Origin of the sequence: Variovorax glucosi (assembly GCF_051216695.1) — a bacterium.
Classification (GTDB): domain Bacteria; phylum Pseudomonadota; class Gammaproteobacteria; order Burkholderiales; family Burkholderiaceae_C; genus Variovorax.
On sequence record NZ_JBPJZE010000235.1, the window covers coordinates 1 to 1,183 of the forward strand.

Here is a 1,183-nt window from a genome sequence, read left to right on the forward strand (position 1 = left end):
CGGCCGCTGCTGCGCATGCTCGACGAGCGGCTGGTGGCCTGCCACTTCTCCGAGAAGTTTCTCGACGGCGCGCCGCTCGTGCACGCCGATGTTCCCCCCGCCGCCATCGCGATGGCGACGAACCCTTAACGTTCGCTTTTTCAACCGTGTCTCAAGGAGTCCACATGAAGACCCAGCCCACCGTTTCGCGCCGCTCACGAAGCCTGGCGCTCCTGGCACCGACAGCGCTTGCGGCCCTTACCCTGGCCTGTGGCGCGGTGTCTGCCAAGACGCTGGTGTATTGCTCGGAAGGCAGCCCCGAGAACTTCTATCCGGGGATGAACACCACCGGCACCTCGTTCGACGTGACCACGCAGGTCTACAACACCATCGTCGAGTTCGAGCGCGGCGGCACCAAGGTCGTGCCGGGCCTGGCCGAGAAGTGGGACATCTCCGCCGACGGCACGGTCTACACCTTCCACCTGCGCAAGGGCGTGAAGTGGCACACCACGAGCAAGAGCTTCAAGCCCACGCGCGACTTCAACGCCGACGACTTCATCTTCATGCTCGAGCGCCAGTGGAAGGAGAGCGATCCCTTCTTCAAGGTCACGAGCCAGAACCACTCGTACTTCAACGACATGGGCATGCCCAAGCTGCTGAAGACGGTGGACCGCATCGATGACTACACCGTGAAGATCGTGCTCAACCAGCCCGAGGCGCCGTTCCTCGCGAACCTGGCGATGCAGTACGCGGGCATCCAGTCGAAGGAATACGCCATTGCCATGCTGAAGGCCGGCACGCCCGAGAAGGTCGATCAGGACCCGATCGGCACCGGTCCGTTCTACCTGGTGCAGTACCAGAAGGACGCGATCATCCGCTTCAAGGCCTTCCCGCAGTACTGGGGCGGCAAGGCGAAGATCGACGACCTCGTGTTCGCGATCACGCCCGATGCCTCGGTGCGCTGGGCCAAGCTGCAAAAGGGCGAGTGCCACGTCATGCCGTACCCGAACCCGGCCGACCTCGACGCGATCCGCAAGGACCCGAACGTGCAACTGCTGGAGCAGCCCGGCCTGAACGTCGGCTACCTCTCGTACAACACGACGAAGAAGCCCTTCGACGACGTGCGCGTGCGCAAGGCCATCAACATGGCGATCAACAAGAAGGCCATCATCGACGGCGTGTACCTCTCGACCGGCGTGGCCGC

1 protein-coding gene is annotated in these 1,183 nt (G+C 63.5%); it reads left to right on the top strand.

The annotated features are described in order from the left end of the window. Window positions 1-164: 164 nt before the first annotated feature. The coding region (locus tag ACSFA3_RS24590) for an ABC transporter substrate-binding protein (RefSeq protein ID WP_435507986.1) at window positions 165-1,183 on the top strand (1,019 nt) is incomplete at its 3' end.